Source organism: Oleiphilus sp. HI0067 (assembly GCF_001635735.1).
The window spans coordinates 1-873 of record NZ_LWFI01000854.1; the positions used below are offsets into that span (position 1 = coordinate 1).

At 44.3% G+C, this 873-nt stretch carries 2 protein-coding genes; both read right to left on the reverse strand.

Annotated features, from left to right (window positions below; all coding sequences use genetic code 11):
- The coding region (locus A3739_RS09130; protein WP_197472237.1) for an NAD(P)-binding domain-containing protein at positions 1 to 178 on the reverse strand (178 nt) is incomplete at its 3' end.
- A 44-nt stretch (positions 179 to 222) separates the two neighbouring features.
- Positions 223 to 873, reverse strand: a 651-nt coding sequence (locus tag A3739_RS09135) for an aldehyde dehydrogenase family protein (protein WP_156502507.1), incomplete at its 5' end; no start/stop codon positions are given.

Here is an 873-nt window from a genome sequence, read left to right on the forward strand (position 1 = left end):
CGTCTGATGCTTTTACCGCATCCTCCAAAGACTGCGCTTTATGCGCGCCTTCTCTAACTAAGCTTTCAACGAGCTCAGGCATCAAATCAATCGCATAAACCGAATGACCGGCCTTGATCAAATTCAAAGCCATTGGGCCGCCCATATTACCGAGACCAACAAACGTAATCGTTGCCATAATTTATCCTTGTTTTTATCAGCAAATTAAAAATGAAATGCTTCTTACTTTAACGAGATACTCATGTTCGGGCCGGATGACTGATTTTCCGTAGCTTTCCAGTTTGAGGTCACGGTTTTAGTTTCGGTATAAAACCTGACGGCTTGTTTTCCATAAGCATGCAAGTCACCCATAAAAGAACCTTTCCAGCCAGTGAACGAGAAAAACGGCAAAGGAACAGGTATAGGCAAATTAATACCCACTTGACCAACTTCAACCTCGTGCTGATAACGGCGAGCACTGATCCCAGACTGAGTAAATATAGACGTACCGTTGCCATAAGGACTGCTGTTAACCAAATCCAAGGCTGCATCCAGAGAATCAACATTAATACAACATACTACTGGGCCGAATATTTCTTGTTGATATATATCCATATCAGTAGAAACATCTTTAAAGAGCGTCGGCCCGACCCAGTTTCCATCTGGATATCCGTCAACAACGACGCCTCGCCCATCAACTAAACATGTCGCTCCTTGCGTAATTCCAGACTCGATCAATGACTCAATTCTTTGTTTGCTTGCCGGTGTAATCACCGGACCAAACGCAGCATTAGGGTCATCCCACGCACCTGGATTCACATTTCTCAAGCGCTCTGCTAAGTCGTCAGCCCACTTAATTGTTTCGCCGACAAATACAATGACACTAATCGCCAT